The organism is Glycomyces rhizosphaerae, assembly GCF_042647865.1.
Classification (GTDB): Bacteria; Actinomycetota; Actinomycetes; order Mycobacteriales; family Micromonosporaceae; genus Glycomyces; species Glycomyces rhizosphaerae.
Genome location: NZ_JBHRWO010000004.1, coordinates 506,396 through 528,195 on the forward strand (window position 1 = coordinate 506,396; position 21,800 = coordinate 528,195).

Sequence of the window (21,800 nt, forward strand, 5' to 3'; positions counted from 1 at the left end):
CTTTGCGCGGAACTCGCGCACCTGCCGGACCTGTTGGAGATCGTGCAGGTTTGCGCCTCCGCGCGCGTCCATGGGGCCCGCGCCGAATGGGGCATGCGGCGCGTGTCGGCCGCCGAGATGCGGCAGGTCGAACATGTCGGTTTTGGCGCAGGAAGTGTCGGTCGGCGGTCGTATGGTCGAAGCCGATACTGAGGAGGGGTTTTCGTGCGCAGCGTGACCTATTCGATGAGCGCGTCAGTGGACGGCTACATCGTCGGGCCTGATGGCAGGTTCGACTGGACGGCTCCTGATCCGGACGTGTTCCGGTTCTGGATCGACGAGATCCGCGGGGTCGGCGTCCATCTGCTGGGGCGGAAGCTGTACGAGACGATGCTGTATTGGGAGACCGCCGATCAGGATCCCTCGCTCGGTGAGGCGGAGCTGGAGTGGATCAGGTTGTGGAATCCGCTGCCGAAGGTGGTGTTCTCCAGGACGCTGTCGAGTGTGGAGGGCCATGCCCGGCTGGCCTCCGGCAGTGTGGGGGAGGAGATCCAGCGGTTGCGGGCCGAGCCGGGGGAGGGCGAGATCGCGATCGGCGGGGCGACGCTCGCCGCCGAGGCGGCCGAGCTGGGGTTGATCGACGAGTACCGGGTCATCGTCCATCCGGTGCTGGTCGGCGGCGGCATTCCGTACTTCCCCCGGCAGGAGCGGCGGGAGGATCTCGAACTGGTCGAGACGCGCACCTTCAACTCGAAGTTCGTCTATCTGCACTACCGTGTGACGCGGTAGGCCACCCCGCAGCGCACTCTGCGAGGTGGCCGCTCCGATTCGGAGCGGCGGACGCGGGCTGGGGCCCGCGTCCGCCCCGGGGTGACGGTCAAGCGGCGTTCAGCGCGTCGAGGACGGCCTCGTACGCCTCTTTCTTCTGGTAGTTCCCGTCGAAGAGCAGCGGCGTCTCCTCACCGCGCCACGAGTACTTGTCGGTGATGCCCCAGACGGTGATGCCGGTGCAGCGGTCGACGTTCAAACACGCCTCGGTGACGGTGCGGTACACGTCGGCCTGGGCCGAGCCCGAGCCGCCGACGTCGAGTTCGGTGATCTCCACGTCCACGCCGAGGTCCCCGAAGCGCTGCAGGTTCTCCTGGTAGGAGCTGAGATCCGAGTCGGAGCTCAGGTGGGTCTGGAACCCGACGCAGTCGATCGGCACGCCGCGGGCCTGGAAGTCGACCACCATGTCGTAGATCGCGTCGCTCTTGGCGTTGACACCGTCGGTGCCGTAGTCGTTGTAGCAGAGCTTCGCGTCGGGGTCGGCCGCGTCGGCGGCGCGGAACGCGTCCTCGATCCAGCCGTCGCCCAACTGGGTCTGCAGGTTCGACTGGCGGCGTGAACCGTCCCATTCGAAGGCCTCGTTGACCACGTCCCAGGAGGTGATCTCCCCCTGGTAGTGCCCCGCGACGCCCGCGATGTGTTCGGTCATCGCGTCGTGCAGCGCCTGCCCGGTGAGGCCCTGCACCCATGCGGGCTGCTGCGCGTGCCAGACGAGCGTGTGGCCGCGCACCTCCATGTTCTGCTCCTGCGCGAGGGCGACGAGCTGGTCGCCCCCGGTGAAGGTGAACTGGCCGGGGCTGGGCTCGGTGGCGTCCCACTTCATGGCGTTCTCGGCCACGATGCTGTTGAACTCGGCGTTCAACGTGGAGGAGTAGCCCTCCTCGCCGAGGAAGTTCGGCGCGATGGCGGCACCGAAGTACCGGCCGTTCTCGGCTGCCGAAGCGCCGAGGGTCTCCGCTGCGGAGGCGCTGCCGGCGAACATCATCGCCCCGGCCGCGGCCAGGCTCGCGGCGGCCGTCGCGGCCGCTGCCGCGGTGATGCGGCGACGAATGCGCCGTGCTGACTTGTCGGTCATGGCTTTTCCTTCTCCGTGATTCAGGAGCTGTGGGCGAGGTCGGCGTCCCAGACGAGTCCCGGGGCGGCGGCGTCCTGCGCGAGTCGGTCGCGGGCGGCGGTGTCGCCGTAGAGGCTCCAGCGCATCCAGTCCACATAGGTGGCTACGGTCGCATCGTGGTTGGCATCGCCCCAGATGTACTCGTCGTGGCCGATGCCGAGGTGCGTCAGGAACGCCTTCGGCGCCGGCAGTTCGTCGTACGCCTGGCGTGCCAGGTCGTACCGGCAGATCCCGTCCTGGTCGCCGTGGACGAACAGGACGTCGGCCGCCACGGCGGCGGCCGGGTCGCCCATGTCCACGCACGCGAACGGGACCGCGGCGGTGATCCGGTCGTCCGGCCACGCGGTCAGCAGCCCGTGGGTCGTCATGCCGCCCAGGGAATGACCGGCCACGCCGACGCCCGCGTCGACGTTCAGGCGCCCGGCGAACGGGTCGCCCGCGGCGTCGTTCAGCGCGAGCGTCTGGGTGATGACCTCGGAGACGTCCATCGACTGGTTGCCGTTGTAGACGTCGCCGACGTTGCCTTCGGTACCGCTCGAGATGGTGGGGAAGACCGGCGCGGGGACGATGAAGCCCGCCGCGGCCAGCGGTCGCACCAGCGGCCCGTAGCTCTCGGGGTTGCCGCCGAGGCCGTGGCTGAACTCGCAGACCGGGAAGACCCCGTCGGCGATCGGTGCGTCCCGCACCGGCTCGCCGCCCGGGTTCCCCGTGGCGGGGTAGAAGATGCGGGTGGTGAGGCGGCGGTCCCCGCGGCTCCAGGCGAACTCGCGCACGCCGATCGCGAACGGGTCGGTCGGCGCGGCCTGGGAAGGAGCTAGGTCCATTCCGGACTGTGGATCGGCCAGGGCGTGGTTGGCGCCGAGCGCGAACGCGCCCGCGCTCGCGGCTCCGGCGAGACCGAGGCCCAGGACTTTCCGTCGTTGCATTGGCATGGCTTGGCTCCTTAACAGCTGGGGTTGCTCTGGGTCGCGAGGCCGAGCCGGTACGGCAGCTGCGAGTAGTCGCCGCCGGAGTTCGGATCGCGGCCCTGGTAGAGCAGCTGGAGGTTGCACGGGTCGATGGTCATCGTCTGGTCGTTCCCGGACCGGAGGAGTTCGCCGTGGCTGATGTCGCGGGTCCATGCGCCGTCGGGGAAGTCCACGTTGGCCGGTCCGGCGAACGGATCGTCCTGTGTGTCCGCGAGTGGCTGCCATTCGCCGGTGAGGCCCTGCGAGGTGAACGAGCGGTAGTACCGGCTGCCGTCGGAGGCGATGGCCTCCATGAGGAGCAGATAGGTGTCGGTGTCGCCGACCCGGTAGACCGCTTCGCCCTCGAACAGGTCGAACTTGTCGTCCTGCAGGACGATCTGCGTGTTGTCGAACCCGTTCGGGAACTCCCCGATCGTGGTCTCGGCCCGGTACAGGTGGCCGTTGTCGTCCGAGGAGAACAGGTAGCACATGGCGTCGTCGCAGATGACCCAGTAGTCGAGCCAGTTGCCGTCGCCCATGTTCTCCTGGACGATGTCGGGAACGCTGTCCTGGAAGTTCTTCGGCGCCGACCAGCTCTGCGGGTCGGTCGGGTCGTCGCTGGTGGAGTAGGACGGCAGGCCGGTCTGGTAGACGAGGTACCACTCGTCGCCCGGCTCGAAGTAGAACACGTGCGGAGCAGCGGCGTACCGGGTGCCGATGTTCGGGTTGGTGTCCAGGAAGGACTGCGGTGCGGCGGAGGCCTGGCCCCAGTCGGTGAAGCCGGTGTAGCCCAGGCTCCAGTTCCCGGCGGTGTTGGCGGTGGTCATGTAGACCAGCCATTCGTCGTCGTGCTGCACCACGGTCGGGTCCTTGACGGAGACGATCTGGTGCGAGGCATCGGGTTTGGGCTCGATGAGCGCGCCGGTGGAGGTCCACTGGTAGCTCTCGGGCAGTTGCTGGGCGGTGGGCGGGTCCTCGTCCGTGGCGGCCTCGGCCTGGAACGGCCGGGCGTGGACGGAGGTCACCCCGACCACCAAGGCCCCCACGGCGACCGAGGCCGCGAGCGCGACCCTGGTGCGGCGGCGGACTGGCATGCGGAGCATCGTGAGGCTCTCTCCTTCGTTTGAAACTTTCGGAATCTTCTCCGAAACTTACGGTTCCAAACTATAGATAGCGCTCGATATTGCGTCAAGACGTACGGGGCGAAAAACGCAAATCCAATCAAAACGAACGGAGCGTAGTCGACTGATCGGACTTTATGGGGCCGTTTAAGTTGCGCCCAGGACCGATACGCGTCAAGCCGTTCCGGACTGCCGTGTTAACTTTCGCTCCATGGAATCCCTTGACGTTCAGCACAAGGGCCGCACCCTCCGCGGCGCCCTGCACCTCCCGCAGTCGACCCCGGCCCCGGCGATCGTGCTCTGCCACGGGTTCAGCGGCACCCGCAGCGAGTTCGGCTACACCTTCGTCCGGCTCGCCAATCGCCTTGCGGCACAAGGTGTGGCGGTCTACCGGTTCGACTTCGCCGGAGGCGGCGAGTCCGACGGCGACTTCGCCGATCTCACCGTCTCCGACCAGGTCTCCCAGACCCTGGCCGTGCTCGAGGCGGTCGGGCGCCACCCGGGCGTCGACCCGGACCGGCTCTCACTGCTGGGCATGAGCATGGGCGGCCTGACCGCGTCGCTCGCCGCCGCGCAGCGCCCGGTCCGCTCCCTCACCTTGTGGGCCCCGGCCGCCATGGCGGTGGACGCCGGGGTCACCGAGCGGCGCCGGGCCGCGGTCGCCGAGCACGGCTACGACGAGTTCGGCGGCATGCCGATCTACGGGGCCTTCGCCGACGACGCCGACACCATCGATGCGTTCGCGGACGCGAAGGGGCACACCGGCCCGGTCCGCCTGGTCTACGGAACCGATGACGCCCTCGTGTCCCCCGAGGTCCTCGACGGCTACCGGCGCACCTACGGCGACCGGCTCGACGTCCAGATCATCGAAGGCGTCGGCCACGGCTTCGAGACCGTCCCGGCCCGCGAGCACCTGCTCGAACTGACCGAGGCATTCGTCCTGAGCCACGCCTGAGGACGGCGCATCGAGAAGTCGCGTCGGTGCCGCCGAGAGGTCGGTCAGCCTGAGGCGATGGCGTGGTTCGCGGTGCCGATGCCGGCGCGGATGTCAGGAATGCGAGCCGGAGGCGATCGAGAAGCGGCGGACGATGGGAAGCCAACGCCGATAGATGCCGATGTCCGACGGCGCCGCATTCGAGCCGGGATCGGCCTCTGCCTCGGGCGGGACCCGCTCCGGCCGTCGGGCTTCGGCAGGAGGTTCGTCGGCCGCGACGCGTTCAGTGCGTGCGCGGCCGGTTCGGCCGATCTGGTTCCCAAGTGGAGTCTCATACGAGAGTGTAGATCGATCTATTGACAAGGTTGGATGTTCAAACCTAGTCTGATTGCGCGGTGCGATGACAGCGATCTCCGCCGGTCGTCGGGCTGTTCCCTCCACTCGATCGCACACTTCCGGCAAGGAGACTCGCATGAGTCATACCACTGTGCACAGACCCCGATGGCGCCTCGGCGCGATCGTGCTCGCCGCCATCACCGCGCTCACCGCAGGATTCATTGGGGCGGTGAGTGCCCAAGCGGCCCAAGGCTGCCAGGTCGACTACGAGGTCACCGGCCAGTGGCCCGAAGGCTTCACCGCCGACGTCACGGTCACCAACCTCGGCGACCCCATCGACGGGTGGGACCTCGAATGGGTCTGGCTCGAAGGCCAGCACGTGACGCAGGCGTGGAACGCGACGTTCGCGACCACGGCCGAGCAGGTCAACTTCGCGAACCTGGGCTACAACGCCGAGATCGCCAGCGGTTCGTCGGTCTCCTTCGGGTTCAACGGCTACTGGGCGGGCGTCAACACCAACCCGACCGAGTTCCGCCTCAACGGCCGGGTCTGCGACGGCTCCGTCGGCGAACCGACCACACCGCCCACGAGCCCGCCGCCGACCGGCTCGGCCGCATAGCGGATCGGCGTTCATGAAGGCGGCGTGGGGACTTCGGTCCTTACGCCGCCTCGCGGCCGCCGACGAACACGGTCGCCGGGTGCCCGTTGACGAGCACCTCATGGGTCGAACCGATCTTGAGGTCGCCGCCCGTCAACGCCTTCTCGGCCTCCTCGGCGGCCTTCCTGGCGATGAGGATCACGAACCTCCCGGCCCGGGGCTCGAGGACCCGGTCGAAGGACCGTGCCATCGCGCCGAGGAATTCGGGCAGCGCCAGCGGCAGTGCCTCGTACTCGCCCCAGGGCGGATCGGTGACGATGACGTCCACTTCGTGGTCCTTGAACGAAGGCAGCGCCAGCGCGTCATCGGAAAGGAATTCGACGGCGCGGCTATCGCGCACCGCCGGAGGGAAATCCGCCTGCAGCCGTTCGAGCTCGGAGTCGGAGTAGACGATGCGCTTCGCCGGGAACGACATCCGGGCATTGGTGAAGGAACCCGAACCGGCGAACGGATCGAGGAACACGTCACCGGGTCGCGGCTTGGACGCCGCGACGAGCAGTGACGACATCTCATGTGAGATCGCGCCCGCGGCCTTGGCCGCGCGCTTGGGCCTGATGTGGCGGCGGCAGAGCATGAGGTAGTCGAAGTCGGTCCTTCCGACCACCCAGTACTCCTCGCCGGTGCCGCGACCGACCATGCGCTGCCCGGAGGCGTATCCGATTTCCGATTCGAGCGCGCGCTTCGCCCGGGGGCTCACGGGAATCAGCTCGCCGTCGACATGGAACATCACGCGAAACGTGTCGGCGTGACTGTCGAGTTCGTCGTATCGGAGGCAGTCCGCGAGATCGAGAACGCCTTCGTTCACATCGCCTCGGAGGACATGGGCGATGACGGTGAACGAGTTCTTCACGAAGGGCATCTGCACCACTTGCGCGTACGGGGTGTCCGACTCGAAGATCAGCGAACTGTCGTCGGCGTAGACGATCTCCGGCCGGTCGACGTACGAACCGATCGACTCGGCGACCAATTCGCCGGTTCCGGCAGGAAACTGAACATAGTAGCGCACGAAGCGCACTATACCGGCCGCCGCAGCACCGAACTGCGTGCTCGATACCGCCGGGCCCAGGCGACTCCATAGACTGGGCCCGCGAGATACACGTCGATGAATTGGGGGAACCGATGGAGCAGCGCGCATTCGGCAGGAGCGGCCAGCGGGTGTCGGTGGTCGGGCTCGGCACCTGGCAACTGGGGGCGGACTGGGGCGAGGTGCGGGAAGAGGACGCGCTCGCCGTGCTCGACGCCGCCGTCGAGGCCGGCGTGACGTTCTTCGACACGGCCGACGTCTACGGCGACGGGCGCTCGGAGCAGCTGATCGGGCGCTTCCTGAAGGAGCGCCCGGACGCCGGAGTCATGGTGGCCACCAAGATGGGCCGCCGCGTCGAACTCGACCCGGACCTGTACACGCTCGAGAACTTCCGGGCCTGGACCGACCGCTCCCGCGCCAACCTCGGTGTCGACCGCCTCGACCTGGTGCAGCTCCACTGCCCGCCGACGCCCGTGTACTCCTCGGACGCGGTCTTCGACGCGCTCGACGCCCTGGTCGAGGAGCAGCGGATCGCCGCCTACGGGGTGAGCGTCGAGACCTGCGCCGAGGCCCTCACCGCGATAGCGCGGCCCGGCACGGCCAGCGTGCAGATCATCCTCAACCCGTTCCGGCTCAAGCCGATCGAGCACGTCCTGCCCGCGGCCGAGAAGGCCGGAGTCGGCATCATCGCGCGCGTCCCGCTCGCCTCGGGCCTGCTCTCGGGCAAGTACACGAAGCACACCGTGTTCGCCGCGAACGACCACCGCACCTACAACCGCCACGGTGAGGCCTTCGACCAAGGCGAGACCTTCTCCGGCGTCGACTTCGCGACGGGCGTCGAGGCGGCCGTCGCGTTCGCCGCTCTCGCTCCCGAGGGCGCGACGCCCGCGCAGACGGCCCTGCGCTGGCTCATCCAGCAGCCCGGTGTCTCCACGGTGATCCCCGGGGCGCGCAATCCCGAACAGGCGCAAGCGAACGCGGCGGCCGCCGACCTCGCGCCGCTGCCGGAGTCGACCCTCGCCGCGGTGCGGGACCTCTACGACGCGAAGATCCGCGAGCAGGTCCACCACCGCTGGTAGCCGAATCCGGTGCCTCTCCGGAGGCACCGGATATTCGCGATCGTTGATATTGGCGGATCGATATCGTTGACTTTCGTTGGGTCTCTGCCTACTCTGTCAAAAGATTGTTAACGGTCACAAGTCGTGGTCGTCCGCTCATCGAGGAGTCCGCATGCAGTTCCCGCCGATCAGCCGCCGCCGGCTCTTCCAGGCCGCCGGAGTCGCCGCCGCGTCCACCGCCGGGGTCGGCTTCGCCGCCGGCGCCGCGCAGGCCGCCGACACCCCCGGCGTCCGGTACGTCAACCCGCTGATCCAGCAGCGCGCCGACCCGCACATCTGGCGGCACACCGACGGGTACTACTACTTCACCGCCAGCGTCCCGGCCTACGACCGCATCGTCATGCGCCGCGCGACCACGCTGCAGGGCCTCGCGACCGCGTCCGAGGCCACCATCTGGACCAAGCACGCCAGCGGCGAGATGGGCGCGCACATCTGGGCGCCGGAGATCCACCACGTGAACGGCAAGTGGTACATCTACTTCGCCGCCGGGCGCACCGATGACATCTGGGCGATCCGCATGTACGTGCTGGAGAACGCCAGCGCGAACCCCATGAGCGGCACCTGGACCGAGAAGGGCCGCATCGTGACGCCGCGGGATTCGTTCTCGCTGGACGCGACCACCTTCACCCAGGGCTCCACCCGCTACCTCTGCTGGGCCCAGAGCGACCCCGAACTCGGCTCGGGCACCAGCCTGTACCTGGCGGCGATGACGAACCCGTGGACCATCACCGGCACGCCCGTGCGCATCAGCAAGCCGACGCTCGCGTGGGAGACCATCGGGCACAAGGTGAACGAGGGCCCGGCGGTCATCAGCCGCAACGGCAGGATCTTCATGACCTTCTCGGCCAGCGCCACTGACGCGAACTACGCGGTCGGGCTGCTCACGGCCTCCTCGGGTGCGAACCTGCTCAACGCCTCCTCGTGGACGAAGAGCGCGCAGCCGGTGCTGCGCAGCAACGACGCGACGAGCCAGTACGGGCCCGGCCACAACTCGTTCACGACTTCGGAGGACGGGCAGAGCGACATCCTCGTCTACCACGCCCGGCCCTACAAGGCCATCAGCGGCGATCCCCTTTACGATCCCAACCGGCACACCAGGATCCAGAAGGTCTACTGGCGGGCGGACGGCACGCCGGACTTCGGCATCCCGGTCGCGGCCGGCGCGACCCCGTACCGGTTGGCCCTGTACGGCCAGGCCGACGCCTACCTGAACCACTACGACTTCCGGCTGCGGGCGGGGACCTCGGTGGCGATGCTGGCGGACTCGCAGTTCCGGATCGTGCCGGGCCTGGCCGGTTCGGGGACGGTCTCGCTGGAGTCGGCGAACTACCCGGGCCGGTATCTGCGGCACAAGAACTACGAGCTGTGGGTGGAGGCCGACGCCGGGACCGCGCTGTTCCGCGGCGACGCGAGCTTCTTCCAGCGCGACGGCCTGGCGGACGCCGCCGCGGAGTCCTTCGAGTCGTACAACGTTCCGGGCCGGTACATCCGCGCCGTCGGCGGTCTGGCCAATGTCCAGACGATCGCGACCGCGCAGGACCGCACCGACGCCACGTTCCGCCTGACCTAGCGAATTCGCAGGCGTCAATACGATCGCCCGGGGGCAGCCGCCCCCGGGCGGTCGTCGCTATTCCGCGAACCGGTTCTTCTGACTCTTGCCAAAGGCCCTTCAATCTCGGTACGGTGTACGGCGAACCGGTTCGCTGGGAGCGTCCTCCGAGCGGACTTCTCAATGACGAGAGGGAGTCGACATGAAGTCCCGAGCACCCGTGCGGGCGGCGAGCGTCCTCGCCGCGTTCGCGATAGTGCCGCTGGCGGCGGTGCCCGCCACGGCGCAGACCCTCGATGAGCACCTGGTCCTCTCCTATTCGTTCGAGGAGGGGCAGGTCGCCGACGGCACCGTGGACGACCTCTCGCCCTCGGGCCTCGACGGCACCGTGGTCAACTCCGGGCAGGCCCCCTTGGCGCCCGGCCGCGCCGACGGCTCTTCCGCGCTCGACCTCACCGGCGGCGCCTCGAACTCCACCACCGCGCCCTATGTGGAGGTCCCGCACGGACTCTTCCAGGGCCGCAACGAGATGACCATCGCGACCTGGCTCCGCTGGGACGGCGGCGCGGACTTCCAGTGGGCCTACAACCTCGGCCGCGACAACGCCAGCGCGACGTTCCTGACCCCCTCATACCAGGGTCCCGGCACGAACCGCTCCTCGATCAAGCCCGTGAACGGCGGCTCCGAGGTCGGCGTGGACGGCACCGGCAAGCTCCCGGCGGGGCAGTGGGTCCAGGCCGTCACCGCCATCGACGGCGAGGAGATCGTCTACTACCTCAACGGTGTCGAGGTCGGCCGCACGACGGCGCAGCTCGACCTCGATGCGGTCATGCACGACCCGAACGGCACGACCTCCGGATTCCTCGGCAAGGCGTTCTGGTCCGGGCATCCGTTCTTCGATGGCGCGATCGACGAGTTCCAGGTCTACGACCTCGCCCTCGACGGCGCGCAGGTCGCCGAACTCTACGGCGGTGAGCTGCCCGTCCTCGAAGGCCTGCAGCAGGACTCGTTCGAGGCGCGGACGATCGCGGGCGAGGCGCCCGAGCTGCCAGCGACCGCCCCGGCCGCCTTCTCCGACGGCATCGGCCGCACCGTGCGCATCGACTGGGACGACATCCCCGCCGAGCAGTACGCCCGGCCAGGCTCGTTCACCGTGTCCGGCAAGGTCGTCGGCCACGATCTCGCCGTGACGGCCACAGTGGAGGTCGTCGAGAACGCCCTCAACGTGGACCTCGGCAGTCCCACGGGCGACTTCCTCGGCGGCGCCTCCGGCACCCTGTACGGCCTCTACGACGAGGGCCTGCCGTCCGAGAACCTCATCGACGGCATCGATCTGACGACGGTGGCGACCAAGGCCCAGGACGGCCCGCAGCACCCCGGCGCCGACGCGCTCGAAGTGCTCGGCCCGCTCGTGGAGGGCTCCAACGGCGACGTCTACATCTACATGACCGACATCCACCGCGGCTTCCCGTACCAGTGGCCCGGCGACACCCCGGAGGAGAAGCTCGACACCTACATGGAGAAGCTGCGGGCGCAGGCCGAGCAGGTCGCGACCCTGCCCGCCGAGCAGCAGTCCAATGTGGTGTTCATGCCGTACAACGAGCCCGAGGGCAACATGTTCGGCACCGGCGAGTGGAGTTACAACGGCGTCAGCTGGCTCAGCGACCCCGGCGACTTCTTCGCGGCCTGGGACCGCGCCTACGCGGTGATCCACGACGTGCTGCCGGACGCCCGCATCGGCGGCCCGAACACCAGCGTCCTGTACAACCAGGTCAAGGGCTTCATGGAGCACGCCGTCGAGGCGGGCACCGTGCCCGACACCGTGGTGTGGCACGAGCTCTCCGACCCCGCCAACATCCGGGCCAATGTGGACCGGTATCGCGGCTGGGAGGCCGAGATCTTCGCCGGCACCGCACGCGAAGGCACCGAGCTGCCGATCAACATCACCGAGTACGCCTTCAACTACCACACTTCGGTTCCGGGCCAGATGATCCAGTGGATCTCCGCGCTGGAGGACAAGAAGGTCTACGGCGACATCGCGTACTGGAACATCGACGGCAACCTCTCCGACTCCGCCGTGCAGGCCAACCGCGCCAACGGCCAGTGGTGGCTCCTCAACGCCTACAGCCAGATGAGCGGCCAGACCGTCGAAGTCACACCGCCCCATCCCGGCGAGAGCTACACGCTCCAAGGCGTCGCCACCCTTGATGAGGATCTGCGGCAGAGCCGCGTGCTCCTCGGCGGCGCGAGCGGGAACTACACGCTGCGGCTCGGCAACGTGCCGACCGACGTGTTCGGCGAGACCGTGCACCTCACCGTGCGCGAGATCGGCTGGAGCGGCCAGATCGGCGACAGCGCCCAACCGGACGTGATCGCCGAGCTCGACGTGCCCGCCGCCGACGCTGACGCGGCCGTGCACTTCGGCACCGGCGACCTGCCGCCGCTCGACGCCGAATCCTCCTACGAGGTCATCGTGACCCCGGGCGCCGACACCGGCGCGAGCGCCGAGCCGCGCGCCGCCTGGGAAGCGACCTATGAGGCCGAGGACGCCGCGTTCCAGGGCTCCGGCCTGAACGTCAACGGCCCCGAGGGCTCGCCCTCGAACGTCTCGAAGTTCTACACCTCCGGCGGCTACAACGTCGGCGGCATCCGCACCGGCACCGACAACGGGCTCCGGTTCACCGTCGACGTGCCCGAGGACGGCGAGTACGACCTCAGCGTCTTCGCCGGATCGCTCAACACCGATGCCGAAGTGCAGGCCCAGGGTCCGACCAACATGTTCCTCAGCGTCGACGGCGCGGCGGAGCAGGAGGTCTTCCTTCCCTTGGGCTACAAGTGGACCGTGTGGGACCACACCGACACCACCGTGGAACTCACCGCCGGGGAGCACGTGATCACCCTGGCGTCCAAGAGCCTCAGCGGCGACGGCGCGATCACCGGCGACGTGCTCATCGACAAGATCGACCTGTCCCTGCCCAACGCGGCGCACGAATACGACGTGTACGAGGCCGAATACGCCGAACTCGACGGCGCGACCCCGGTCTACGGCGACACCAGCGGCGCTTCGATCCCCAAGGGCGCCAACGCGACCTTCTGGGTCTACTCGCCCGCCGATGCGGGTGCGCTCCTCGACCTCGGGGACGGCAAGGTGCAGCTGGAGGTCAACGGCGAGAGCGTGACCACCGCGAAGAACGGCACTGTCGACGCCTTCCTCCTGGGCGGCGTCAACAAGGTCGTCGTCAAGGGCGCCAAGGGCCTCCAGGTCGACCGGCTCACCGTGGCCCCGTCCGAAGCGCTCGACGCCCAGGCCTATGAGGCCGAGGACGGCACGCTCGCCGGGACCGCCACCGCCCAGGACCTCTCCCTCGCCTCAGGCGGCCAGGCCGTCACCGGCATCGGCGGCGAACCGGGCAACGGCAACACGCTCACCTTCGACGCCGTCGAAGTCCCCGAGGCCGGGAAGTACGCGCTGACCTTCCGCTACTCCAACGAGGAGCAGTCGCCGGCGACGCACTACAACCCCGACCCCGTGGCCCGCTACGCGCTCGTCTCCGTCAACGGCGCCGACCCGATCCGCGTGATCTTCCCGCATTCGTTCCACGAGAACAACTTCTGGGAGCTCACCGTAGTCGTCGACCTCGAGGAGGGGGTGAACGAGATCGACGTGAACGGCGAGGAGAAACCGCAGTTCGACGGAACCAGCTACAGCTCCGACACCTGGCCCGACGTCCTGCTGCGCTCGCAGTACGCGCCGAACCTCGACCGGATCACCCTCACCCCGCTGTTCGACTGAATGATCGGAGGCGGCCGGTCCTCCTCGGCCGCCTCCGACACCACCGCCCCGACCGGGCGAACCGATACACTCGCCGAGACATTGACCATGAAAGACAGCGAATGACCGTGAGGACGGGAGGAGGCGGCGTGGCGACGATCGGCGACGTCGCGCGCGAGGCCGGAGTCTCGCGCAGCACCGTCTCATCCGTCCTGACCGGGCGCAAGTTCGTGACGCCCGAGACGCGCGCCCGCATCGAGGCGGCCATCGCCAAACTCGAGTACTCCGTCAACACCGGCGCCCGCGCGCTCGCGACCTCCCGGACCATGACCTTCGGCGTCGTCGTCCGCTTCCACGAGGCCGAGTTCAGCCCCGCGCTGGCGACCTACCTCGTGGCCTTCTCCGACGCCGCGCGCGAACGCGGCTACTCCGTCATGCTGCTCACCGAACCCGACGGCACCGCCGCGGTGAGCCGCGCGATCGCGGGCCGCCTCGTGGACGGCCTCATCCTCCTCAACGTGCTCGACGGCGACCCGCGCCTGGAGCCGATCAGCCGCTCCGGGTTCCCCGCCGTGCTCGTGGGCATGCCGGGGGACACCCGCGGCATCGACGCCGTCGACCTCGACTTCGCTTCCGCCGCAATCATGCTCGTCGACCATCTGGCCGACGCCGGCCACCGCGAGGCGATGTTCGTGCGCTGGCCCGAGGAGCTGTACGAGAACGGCTCCACCTATGCGACCCGCTTCGAGCGGGCGGCGCTGCGGCGCGCGGCGGACCGGGGCCTGCGGCTCGTGCCCGTCCCGGTGCCGGTGGGCCCCGAGGAGGTGCGCGAGACCCTCCGGGCCGCGCTCCAGGACCCGGCGAACCCGAAGACGCTGCTCATACACAACGACGCCGCCGTCGCGATGCTGCCGTTCGTGCTGGGCGACCTCGGCCTGAAAGTGCCCGCCGACCGCAGCGTGGTCTCGCTGCATTCGGCCGAACTCGCGCGCCTGTACGTGCTGACGTTCACGGCGGTCGAATCCGAGCCGACGGCCGTCGCCGAGGCCGCGGTCGACGTGCTCTGCAAGCGGGTCGACGCGCCGCAGTCCCCGGCGCAGAAGCGGCTCATCGCGCCCCATCTCGAACGGAAGTCGAGCGTCACGTCCCTCGCCTAGCGCGGCGTCCGGGTGGTCTTCAGCGGGCAGTGCTCCTTGACGATCGCCCCAACTCTTGGCATGATCATCAGCGAACCGGTTCGCTGACCAGGGCCTCCCTCAGGTCGGCGGACCGTCAGTACTGTCTTGCGAAGCCTGCCGAGGGAAAGAGTGGACCGCGATGAACACGTTCGAGACGGCGAAGGACGCCATCACCTGGCGCGGCGACGGTGAGACCCTCGTCGTCCAAGCCTGGGGCCGCGACTCGCTGCGGGTGCGGAGCACCCGCGCGGGGGAGGTGCTCGACACCGACTTCGCGCTCCTCGAACCCGAGCCCGTCGAAGTGGCGATCGAGGTCGACGGCGACACCGCGACGCTCACGAACGGCGCGATCAGCGTCGTCCTCCGCGCCTCGGGCGGTCTCGACTGGCAGACCGGCTACGACCGCTTCTACTGCTCGCTCGAGTTCCGGGACGCCACCGGCAGGACGCTCTTGAAAGAGCTCGGCGGCGGCGGCGCGCTCAAGCGCACCGCCCGCGAGTTCCGGCCGCTGCCCGGCGGCGCGCACCGCCTCCGGGCCGCGTTCGAGCCGGTCGAGGGCGAGAAGCTGTACGGCATGGGCCAGTACCAGCAGGCGATCCTGGACGTGAAGGGCTCCACCTTCGAACTGGCGCACCGCAACTCGCAGGCCAGCGTCCCCTTCGTGCTCTCGAGCGCCGGGTACGGGTTCTTCTGGCACAACCCCGCGATCGGCTCGGCCACCTTCGCCGCCAACCGCACCGAGTGGATCGCCGAGTCGACCGAGCAGCTCGACTACTGGATCACCGCCGCGCCGACCCCGGCCGGGATCACCGCCGCGTACGCCGCCGCGACCGGCCACGCCCCGAAGATGCCGGAATACGGCCTCGGGTACTGGCAGTGCAAGCTGCGGTACTGGAACCAGGAGCAACTGCTCGAGGTCGCCCGCGAGCACAAGCGACGCGGCCTGCCGCTGGACGTGATCGTGGCGGACTTCTTCCACTGGCCCAAGATGGGCGACTTCCGCTTCGAGGACGAGTTCTGGCCGGACCCGGCCGCGATGGTGGCCGAGCTCAAGGAGATGGGCGTCGAGCTCATGGTCTCGGTCTGGCCGCAGGTCTCGCTGGAGTCGGAGAACTTCGCGGCGCTCAAGAAGGACAACCTGCTCGTGCGCACCGAGCGCGGCCTGGACGTGCAGATGAGCTTCCTGGGCCCCAGCATGTTCCTCGACCCCACCAACCCGCGCGCCCGCGAGAAGGCCTGGGAGATCTTCAAGCGCAACTACCACGACCTTGGCATCAATGTGTTCTGGCTCGACGAGGCCGAACCCGAGTACGGCGTCTACGACTTCGACAACTACCGCTACCACGCCGGCCCGAACGTGCAGGTGGGCAACATCTACCCGCAGGCGTTCTCGCGCCTGTTCTACGAGGGCCAAAGGGCCGCAGGGCAAGAGGAGATCGTGAACCTCGTGCGCTGCGCGTGGGCCGGCAGCCAGCGCTACGGCGCGCTCGTGTGGTCGGGCGACATCCACTCCTCCTATGAGGACTTCCGCAGGCAGATCACGGCGGGGCTGCACATGGGCGTGGCCGGGATCCCGTGGTTCACCACCGACATCGGCGGTTTCGGCGGCGGGAACATCGAGGACCCGGACTTCCGCGACCTCCTCGTGCGCTGGTTCCAGTTCGGTGCGTTCTGCCCGGTGATGCGGATGCACGGCGACCGGCAGCCGAGCGAGCGGGTGACCGCCGCCGACGGCTCCGGGCGCTGCAATTCGGGCGCCCCCAACGAGTTGTGGAGCTTCGGCGAGGACGTCTACGAGATCCTCGTGCGCTACGTCAAGCTGCGCGAGGCGATGCGCCCGTACACGCGCCGGCTCATGGAGGAGGCGCACACCGACGGCCAGCCGGTCATGCGCGGCATGTTCCATGAGTTCCCCGCGGACGCGGTCTGCTGGGATCTGGCCGACCAGTACATGTTCGGCCCCGATGTCCTTGTGGCCCCGGTGGTCCAGCCGCACGCGACCTCCCGCCGCGTCTACCTTCCGGAGGGCGCGTCGTGGACCGACCTCCACTCTGGAGCGGTGCACGAGGGCGGGCAGTGGATCGACGCAGCGGCGCCGATCGAGGTCATCCCCGTTTTCGCGCGCGACGGGGCATTGGCGGAACTGGTCGGTACCATCTGACCGACTCGACGGGTCTCCCTTGACAGGGCTCCAGAACGTGGCGTAGGTTACGCCTGACAACGTAGTCAGAAACGATGCTGGAGCCCTATGACCTCCCCGACCACGCCCGACAGTGCTTCGAACGGCGATGCATTGAGCGGCGATGCCCGGCGGCGACCGCCCGGCATGACCGACGTCGCGCGACTGGCCGGGGTCTCGCAGAAGACCGTCTCCCGCGTCGTCAACAACGAACGCTATGTGAGCGAAGCGGTCCGCGAGAAGGTCCTGCACGCCGCCGCCGAACTCGGCTTCCGCCCCAACACCGCCGCCCGGGCCCTCATCACCGGCCGCTTCAAGCGCGTCGGCGTCGTCTCCCTCGGCTCGGCCCTGTTCGGCCCGGCCTCCATGCTCGTGGCCCTCGAACGCGCCACCCGCGCCGCCGGGCTCTCCTTCATGGTCGCCAACACCATTGAGGGCCAACCGGACGCGATCCAGGACTCGGTCGACTGGCTGCTCGCCCAAGGGGTCGACGGCATCATCCTCTCCGAACCCATCGACGAGGGCCAGCGCCTGCGCCCGGACTCCGGCGTGCCGATCGTGAGCCTCGGCCAGGCCCCGGGCCTGCCCGACGAGCACGTCGCCCTCGGCCGCGGACGGACCGCCGCCGCCTGCCGTGAGGCCGTCGAGCACCTGCTCGACCTCGGCCACCGGCGGGTCTGGCACGTCGCCGGGCCCCAGGACTGGTGGGAGGGCCGTGAACGCCGCGAAGGCTGGGCCGCCGCCCACCGCGAGCGCGGCATCGAACCGCCCCCGCCGCTCGAAGGCGACTGGACCCCCGCCGGCGGTTACGCGGCCGGTCTCGTCCTGCCCCCTGAAGCCACGGCCGTGTTCTGCGCCAACGACGACACCGCGATCGGGCTCGCCCGGGCGCTCCACGAGGCCGGGCGCCGCGTCCCCGAGGACGTCTCGCTCGTCGGCTTCGACGACATCCCCGCCGCCGCCTATCTCTCTCCGCCGCTGACCACCGTCCAGCAGGACTTCGAAGGCGATGCGACCCACGCCCTCGACGTCCTCCTGCGGCTCCTGCCCGGGGCCGCACTGCAGGAGGCGAACGCGGCGGCACCGCGCCGACGTCTCGTCATCCGTGCCTCGACCGCTCCGCCCCATCAGTAGTGCCAGAGGACATCTCCTGATTCGCACTGGCGCGCAACAGGAAGGACCGACTCGGATGAATCCCCGTTTCAGCCGCAGGACCGGCCTCACGGCCGCTCTGGCGGGCCCGCTGGCGCTCGCGGCCTGCGGCAGACACACTGTGGACCCGCCCAAGAACGTCACGCAGGCCGAGATCGACGAGGCGATGCGGACGCCGACCGAACTGAACTTCTGGACCTGGGTGCCGGGCATCGAGAAGGAGGTGGCGCTCTTCCAGAAGGCCTATCCGCAGATCACTGTGGACATCGTGAACGCCGGCCAGGGCAACCCGCACTACGCGAAGCTGCGCACCGCGCTGCGCGCCGGCAACGGCGCTCCCGATGTGGCCCAGCTCGAATTCCAGATGATCCCGTCCTTCGTCATCACCGAAGACCTCCTCGACCTGGGGCCCTATGGAGCCGCTGAACTCGGCGACCAGTTCGTCGAGTTCGCATGGTCGCAGGTGACCGGCGCCGACGGCCAGGTCTGGGCGATCCCGCAGGACACCGGCCCCATGGGGATGCTCTACCGCGAGGACATCTTCCAGGCCCACGGCATCGAGGTCCCGGCGACCTGGGACGACTTCGCCGTGGCCGCACGGCGACTGCACGAGGCCGACCCCGAGGTCTACCTGACGAACTTCGCCCCCTCGCAAGGCGCGTTCTTCGCCGCGATGCTCTGGCAGGCCGGCGCGAACCCGTTCGGCGGCTCCGACGGCGCCGATCTCAACCTCGACCTCTCCTCGCCCGAGGCCGAGAAGGTGGCCCGCTACTGGGGCGATCTGTCCGAACAGGACCTCGTCTCGGTCGACGCCGACTTTACCGATCCGTGGTACCAGGCGCTCAACAGCGGCAAATACGCCACGTGGATCGCCCCCGCCTGGGCCCCGACGTTCCTCTCCTCGGCCGCGGCCTCCACCTCCGGCCTGTGGCGCGTAGCGCCGCTCCCGCAATGGGAAGCGGGCCAAGCGGTCTCCTCCAACTGGGGCGGCTCGACCTCCGCGGTCATGGCCACCACCCGCAACCCGATCGCCGCCGCGGTCTTCGCCCAGTTCATCAACACCGACCCGGAGTCGACCGACACCATGGCGAACGAGCAGTTCCTGTACCCGCCGACCAAAGCGCTGCTGGAGGACCCGGCCTTCACCGGCCAGAAACTCGAATTCTACGGCGGCCAAGAGGTCAACGGCCTCTTCGCCGAGATCGGCACCACCGTCGGCGAGGACTTCCAGTGGGCGCCGTTCCAGGACAAGGTCTACGCCGACTTCACCGCCACCGTGGGCACCGCCGTCGTCGACAAGACCGACGCCGTCGCCGCCATGGAGGACTGGCAGGCCCGCATCAAGGAATACGCCGAATACCAGGGATTCACGGTGAGGCAGTCATGACAGCGGCAACCGAGACCCCGATCCGCCGACCCGAAACCAAGCGCCGCCGCGACCGGCGCTCCCTCGCCGGGTACATGTTCGTGGCCCCGTTCATGATCGTGTTCGTCGCGATGTTCGCGGTGCCGCTCGCCTACGCCGCCTACTTCAGCCTCTTCCGCGAGCAGCTCGTGGGCGGCAACGTCTTCGTCGGCTTCGAGAACTACAGCCGCGCCTTCGGCGACGAGCTGCTGTGGACCGGCATCGGCCGCGTCGGCCTGTTCTTCCTCATCCAAGTGCCGATCATGCTCGTCTTCGCGCTCGCCTTCGCGCTCGCGCTCGACACCGGACTCGCCCGTCTCAAGAGGACCACCCGGCTCGGCATCTTCGTCCCCTACGCCGTGCCCGGCGTCATCGCGACCATGATGTGGGGCTTCCTCTACGGACCCGACTTCGGACCCTTCGCGCAGCTCGCCGAGAAGATCGGCACGGCCGCATCCGACTTCCTCGGGCCGAACCTCATGCTCGGCTCCCTCGCCAACATCGTGTTCTGGGAGTTCACCGGCTACAACATGGTGATCCTCTTCGCCGCACTGCGATCGGTGCCCACCGAGATCTACGAGGCCGCCGCCGTCGACGGCGCCGGCCAGTGGCGCATCGCCTGGAACATCAAGATCCCGGCGCTCAAATCCGCGCTCGTGGTCTGCATGGTCTTCTCCATCATCGGCGCCTTCCAGCTGTTCAACGAACCGCAGCTCATGCAGTCCTTGGCGCCCACCGTCATCGACGCCGCGTACACCCCCAACCTCTACGCGTACAACCTCGCGTTCGTGGGCCAGGAGTACAACTACGCCGCGGCCGTCTCGTTCGTGCTCGGCATGGTGATCCTGGTCGGCTCGTACGCGTTCATGTTCGCCGCCAACCGCAGGAGCCGACGATGACCGAAGCCGCAATCAAGCCGCGCCGCCGCAGGTCGGGGCGCAGCAACATCCTCACCATCGGGATGATCGCCGCCGCGGCCTACTTCCTGCTGCCGCTGTTCTGGCTCCTCGTCGCCTCCAGCAAGACCAGCGAGGACCTGTTCTCCACCTTCGGGCTCTGGTTCTCCGGCGACTTCCACCTCTTCGAGAACATCGAACTCACGCTCACCCAGGACGACGGCGTCTTCCTGAAGTGGCTGTGGAACACGCTGCTGTACGCGGTCACCGCGGCCGGCGGCGGTGCGTTCCTGGCCGCGCTCGCCGGATACGGCTTCTCCAAGTACCGCTTCAAAGGCAACGGCACGATGTTCATGATCGTGCTCGGCGCGGTCATGGTCCCGACCACCGCGCTCGCGATCCCGACCTACCTGGTGTTCAGCGAGATCGGCCTCGCCGACACCCCGTGGGCGATCATCCTGCCGTCCCTGGTGAACCCGTTCGGGCTCCTGCTCATGCGCGTCTACGTCGAAGCGGCGGTGCCCGACAGCCTCTTGGAGGCCGCCCGCATCGACGGCGCCAGTGAACTCAGGATCTTCTTCCAAGTGGTGCTGCGGCTCCTCGCGCCCGGCTTCGCCACGGTCCTGCTGTTCGCCTTGGTGCACACCTGGAACAACTACTTCCTGCCGCTGATCATGCTCAACGACCCTGAGCTGTACCCGATCACGGTGGGCCTGGCGCGCTGGCAGGGCCAGGCCGCGGCGGCGGGCGGCGCGAGCGGGGACCTGATCCCGCTGGTGATCACCGGTTCGCTGCTGTCGATCATCCCGCTGGTCATCGCGTTCCTGTTCCTCCAGCGGTACTGGCAGTCCGGTCTGGTCGCGGGCGCGGTCAAGCAGTGACATTGCGCCACAGAGGGGTCTGTTGGAACTTGTTCAAAGGTGAAGTTCTCATAACGAATCCGTAAGCACTCCTTCGTGTCACGGCACCGCCGTCCGTCTCCGGGCGGGCGGCGGTTTCGCGTCCTACCTGTTCAGCCTGGCCGGAGGCATCGAAATCCGTTGGTATCCATCTGATTACGTACATTCGGTGCGCCCGGTGCCGAACACCTGGATTCGGAAAGGTGTGCTTATTATTGGCGCCATCTCCGCTCCTAGTGCGCGCCAGCAGAGTCGAACCCTCGGCTGGCGTGCTCCCCAGAGAGCGCTCACCGACCCGCGACCGCGACCGCGCCGGCGGGGGAGGCGAGCGCCGCTCCCCAACGGATAGGCGACCCCATGGCTGAACGAGTAATCGACACCGAAGCGCTCGAGGAGTACCGCACCGTCGTGCGCGAGCAGCTGGACCACCTCGAATCCCTCATCCCCAGGCTCGAGAGCGGCCAGCGCCTCGGCCTCCTGCCCGCGTTCGGGCAGCTCGACGCGTCGGCGACCGCGCGCACCAACTACGAGACGTTCCATCAGACCACTTGGGACAATCTGCAGGACCTCCGCGAAGCCCTGCACGGGATGATCAAGACCCTCAACGACTCCGCCGACCTCGCCGAGGAGTCGGACCAGGCCGCCGAGGACGAGATGGACGGCTATGCCTCGCTCCTCTGATCTGCCGCACCCCCAGTCCGCCGCCAACCC

General features: G+C 68.6%; 17 protein-coding genes. 13 read left to right on the plus strand and 4 right to left on the minus strand.

All coding sequences use genetic code 11. The features are described from left to right. Positions 1-204 precede the first annotated feature (204 nt). Entirely contained in the window at positions 205-768 is a 564-nt protein-coding gene (locus tag ACFO8M_RS03150; RefSeq protein ID WP_387970349.1) for a dihydrofolate reductase family protein, read from the plus strand. A gap of 88 nt (positions 769-856) precedes the next feature. Here ACFO8M_RS03150 and ACFO8M_RS03155 read toward each other — a convergent pair whose 3' ends face one another. The 3 genes from ACFO8M_RS03155 to ACFO8M_RS03165 are packed head-to-tail and all read right to left on the minus strand — an operon-like array spanning position 857 to position 3,971. Beyond that, complete coding sequence (locus ACFO8M_RS03155) at positions 857-1,882, minus strand: endo-1,4-beta-xylanase (RefSeq protein WP_387970352.1); 1,026 nt, start codon at positions 1,880-1,882, stop codon at positions 857-859. A 20-nt stretch (positions 1,883-1,902) separates the two neighbouring features. Continuing rightward, positions 1,903-2,853, minus strand: a complete 951-nt coding sequence (locus ACFO8M_RS03160; RefSeq protein ID WP_387970355.1) for an alpha/beta hydrolase family protein — start codon at positions 2,851-2,853, stop codon at positions 1,903-1,905. Between the two features lie 11 nt (positions 2,854-2,864). Beyond that, positions 2,865-3,971 carry a non-reducing end alpha-L-arabinofuranosidase family hydrolase gene (locus tag ACFO8M_RS03165; RefSeq protein ID WP_387970357.1) on the minus strand — a complete coding sequence of 369 codons (1,107 nt, stop codon included), beginning with the start codon at positions 3,969-3,971 and terminating at the stop codon, positions 2,865-2,867. A 229-nt stretch (positions 3,972-4,200) separates the two neighbouring features. Here ACFO8M_RS03165 and ACFO8M_RS03170 point away from each other — a divergent pair, with 229 nt between their 5' ends. Both ACFO8M_RS03170 and ACFO8M_RS03175 read left to right on the plus strand, forming a co-directional pair. Continuing rightward, complete coding sequence (locus ACFO8M_RS03170) at positions 4,201-4,944, plus strand: alpha/beta hydrolase family protein (protein ID WP_387970360.1); 744 nt, start codon at positions 4,201-4,203, stop codon at positions 4,942-4,944. Positions 4,945-5,395: 451 nt separating this feature from the next. Continuing rightward, a complete protein-coding gene (locus ACFO8M_RS03175; RefSeq protein ID WP_387970363.1) occupies positions 5,396-5,878 on the plus strand; it encodes a cellulose-binding domain-containing protein in 483 nt (160 codons plus the stop codon). A gap of 40 nt (positions 5,879-5,918) precedes the next feature. Here the strand turns inward: ACFO8M_RS03175 and ACFO8M_RS03180 are convergent, their stop codons facing one another. After that, complete coding sequence (locus ACFO8M_RS03180; RefSeq protein ID WP_387970366.1) at positions 5,919-6,923, minus strand: hypothetical protein; 1,005 nt, start codon at positions 6,921-6,923, stop codon at positions 5,919-5,921. A 113-nt stretch (positions 6,924-7,036) separates the two neighbouring features. Between ACFO8M_RS03180 and ACFO8M_RS03185 the strand changes: the two genes are divergently transcribed. From ACFO8M_RS03185 to ACFO8M_RS03230, 10 genes are all read left to right on the plus strand, one after another. Further along, positions 7,037-8,020, plus strand: coding sequence for an aldo/keto reductase (locus ACFO8M_RS03185; RefSeq protein ID WP_387970368.1), 984 nt, complete (start codon positions 7,037-7,039; stop codon positions 8,018-8,020). Positions 8,021-8,171: 151 nt separating this feature from the next. Further along, entirely contained in the window at positions 8,172-9,629 is a 1,458-nt protein-coding gene (locus tag ACFO8M_RS03190) for a family 43 glycosylhydrolase (RefSeq protein WP_387970371.1), read from the plus strand. A gap of 181 nt (positions 9,630-9,810) precedes the next feature. Continuing rightward, positions 9,811-13,401, plus strand: a complete 3,591-nt coding sequence (locus ACFO8M_RS03195) for a LamG-like jellyroll fold domain-containing protein (RefSeq protein WP_387970374.1) — start codon at positions 9,811-9,813, stop codon at positions 13,399-13,401. A 128-nt stretch (positions 13,402-13,529) separates the two neighbouring features. Continuing rightward, positions 13,530-14,537 carry a LacI family DNA-binding transcriptional regulator gene (locus tag ACFO8M_RS03200; protein ID WP_387970377.1) on the plus strand — a complete coding sequence of 336 codons (1,008 nt, stop codon included), beginning with the start codon at positions 13,530-13,532 and terminating at the stop codon, positions 14,535-14,537. 160 nt (positions 14,538-14,697) lie between these two features. Continuing rightward, positions 14,698-16,719, plus strand: coding sequence for a glycoside hydrolase family 31 protein (locus tag ACFO8M_RS03205; RefSeq protein ID WP_387970380.1), 2,022 nt, complete (start codon positions 14,698-14,700; stop codon positions 16,717-16,719). Positions 16,720-16,806: 87 nt separating this feature from the next. Further along, positions 16,807-17,871 carry a LacI family DNA-binding transcriptional regulator gene (locus ACFO8M_RS03210; protein ID WP_387970382.1) on the plus strand — a complete coding sequence of 355 codons (1,065 nt, stop codon included), beginning with the start codon at positions 16,807-16,809 and terminating at the stop codon, positions 17,869-17,871. Between the two features lie 55 nt (positions 17,872-17,926). Beyond that, a complete protein-coding gene (locus ACFO8M_RS03215; protein WP_387970389.1) occupies positions 17,927-19,276 on the plus strand; it encodes an ABC transporter substrate-binding protein in 1,350 nt (449 codons plus the stop codon). After that, positions 19,273-20,193, plus strand: coding sequence for a carbohydrate ABC transporter permease (locus ACFO8M_RS03220; protein WP_387970392.1), 921 nt, complete (start codon positions 19,273-19,275; stop codon positions 20,191-20,193). Before ACFO8M_RS03215 ends, ACFO8M_RS03220 begins: the two co-directional genes overlap by 4 nt. Next, positions 20,190-21,071 (plus strand): carbohydrate ABC transporter permease, encoded by an 882-nt coding sequence (locus ACFO8M_RS03225; RefSeq protein ID WP_387970395.1) that lies wholly within the window; start codon positions 20,190-20,192, stop codon positions 21,069-21,071. The genes ACFO8M_RS03220 and ACFO8M_RS03225 overlap by 4 nt, the downstream gene beginning before the upstream one ends. Positions 21,072-21,446: 375 nt before the next feature. Then, on the plus strand, positions 21,447-21,770 hold the full coding sequence (locus tag ACFO8M_RS03230; RefSeq protein ID WP_387970398.1) for a hypothetical protein: 324 nt from the start codon (positions 21,447-21,449) through the stop codon (positions 21,768-21,770). The last annotated feature ends 30 nt before the right edge of the window (positions 21,771-21,800 follow it).